We start from the raw sequence: 2523 nt of genomic DNA on the forward strand, positions 1-2523 counted from the left end.
AAAGCTTAATGGATGAAGAAGGGCTACCATATTTCTTTAGCACATTCTGGAATTCAGCCAATATCTTTGGTCTTTCCTTTATCTCAGCCTTTTTGATAAATTCTCTCCATTGTTCTTTGCTTGGCCAGTTTTGGTCGTTATCTAACTGTATTGCCCTTTGCCATAACTCCTTTGGGTCAACATATATCCCTAATGGCTCACCAAATGCTCTGGCACGCTCAATAGGCATATTGTAATAAAGCTTGCCACCAAGCAAATAATCTTCTATTCCCTTTATCTCTTCAATAAGTATTGTCTTGCAAGCAGTCAATTTATTTTCCTCAATAAACTCTTTCACTCTTTCAGTAATAAATATAAAATTAGTCATAGGATATATAAAAAAGAAGTCTGAACCATTCCATTGGGAAGAGTCAATTAAGGCAGATTTATTGGTGCAACCTGAATATTTTATTCGATTACAGTACTCACACTTATATGTTAATTTTACTCCTGATTCAGAGGATGCCATGCCTGCAAACCCTGTTATTACTAACTCCCATAGCTTTGGGATAGGTTTAGGTTTTCTCATCCTCTTTATCTTGTTTATCCTCACTGGCTTAAGTTCATATCCAGTGAATCTTGCTTCTTTAAATAATTGGGCTACCTTATCTATAACTATCAAGTTACGCCTTCCCCAAATTCTAATAAAATCTCCAATGTCAGGAGAGGAAAGATCAATAGTCAATATAGCTTCTTCTCCTTCTTTCTTCTTTAGAATTCCAGGATGCCATCTACCATAGATAGGACACCACCCAACAATTTCTGTTCTATCGCTTACTTCCTCAGCATCCTCATAATTATCATCATCATATCCTAATTCGTAAAATTTCATCTTACCACCCCCTTACTTTTGTCTTAATTCATCAATAATCTTCATTATATCATCTACCTGTTGTTTTGTATAGTGCTCTGGATGTGCTTTTAACATATTCTCTAACTGGTCTAAAATCTCACCTCGTGAAAATTGTTCAATAGGTTTTTTGTTAAGAAACTCTTTCCACTGCTTATTCCAATTGAATGCCTTTGTATGAATCCCCTTTGGTTTAACATTATGTAAGTTTATAGGGAGTTCAATGGTAAGCAATTTATTAAGTTCCTTAGTATTAAACCCGATTTCGAGAAATCGTTTCTCAAATTGCTTTGGCAATAGATGATGATTGTGAAAGAGGTTTTTTGCGGTCTTAAATGTTGCCCTCATTGGTCCTACCGATGCACCAGCAACAGGAGCAAGGACACAGCCAATTGCAATTGCCCTTTCAAGGGGGGTAAGCTTTCCAGTGATGCTATAGCCAGAAACCGCACAGAAGACATCATAGACGGTCTCAACCACCGGGACAAATCCAATCCCTATCTCAACACCCTGGCTAAGGTCTTTCCACCAATCAATATAGGCCTCTTTTGTTGCACTTCTTACAAATGTAGCTGTGCTTCTTCCTGGTGTCCAAGCCAAGCTATTCAACTCAATTGATATTTCGGCAAACCTTATTTTTTCTTGATCAGTAAGCTCATTGTATCTTTTGAATTGATTTGGATCAGGTGGGGTTGTGCTGGCATATTGTTGAGCAAAGAGAATTTTTAATTCCTTTTCTAGTTGCTGGATTCTATTGTGGGTTAGGTCTATTTCCTTGTATTTATCCCTTACGGCATTTTCCAAGTCCTTCTTGGTAAGCCCTAATTTCTCCAAGCCATCTTTTGTTGTATTCCAGATATTGTCCATATTTGTTTGGGTTCCACCATTCCCTCTCTGCTCAATGATAAAATCAGCCAGCTTACTCAATGCCAATTGTGGCATTTTTATACCCTCTAAATCCAGCCCAGGCAGATTTATCTTTGGCAGGTCTATCTTTGGCAGGTTTATATTCTTCTTCCAGATTATCCCCTCAATCACATCCCCAAACTTATTGTTCCAATCAGAATTCCTCTGATAGCTCTTTAGTCCAGCAACCCTTTCTTCCCAGGTAAGCTTATTCCCCCACACATCCTTTCCAGTTAAGGCAGTGCCAAATTTGTAATACTTGTTCTCAATCAGGCTATTGTATAGGCTTCCTGCTTTATTGGTTAGACTGCTTAAATGGCCAAGGTCATACTTTTTTCCAAGGTTTAACCCTGCCAAAAAGGCCTGCTCTGGGTTTTTAAGGTAGCCAGCATAGGTATTGACCTTGGAAATGGCATCCTTTGTTTTGTTTATGGTATTAGCTAAATTTGCGGTTTGCTTAAACATTGAGGCACCCCTTGCTAATGGACCAAGCAAGGAAAGCCATCTATCTGCACCAGATAGCTTCTGGCCTGTTATAAAATCCCTTCCGGCAATTGCTGTGGCAAAGGAATAGATTTGGCCAATCCCAGGAAGACCACGAACAACGGTTGAGACAACCCCCGATACTACCGACCATACCTTCTGATACCACTTTTTCTTCTTTGGTTGGGGAGGGGGTGGTGGTGGCTCTATTTTCTCTAGGGCATCCTTGGGAACATAGGTTTGTA

General features: G+C 39.2%; 2 protein-coding genes. Both read right to left on the reverse strand.

The genetic code is table 11. The annotated features are described in order from the left end of the window. Positions 1–871 (reverse strand): hypothetical protein (locus AB1630_08725; protein MEW6103876.1); only part of this gene is annotated, 871 nt, incomplete at its 3' end. Between the two features lie 12 nt (positions 872–883). Further along, positions 884–2523: pre-toxin TG domain-containing protein (locus tag AB1630_08730; protein ID MEW6103877.1), on the reverse strand; the 1640-nt coding region annotated here is incomplete at its 5' end.

Source organism: bacterium (assembly GCA_040753555.1).
Taxonomy (GTDB): domain Bacteria; phylum UBA9089; class UBA9088; order UBA9088; family UBA9088; genus JBFLYE01.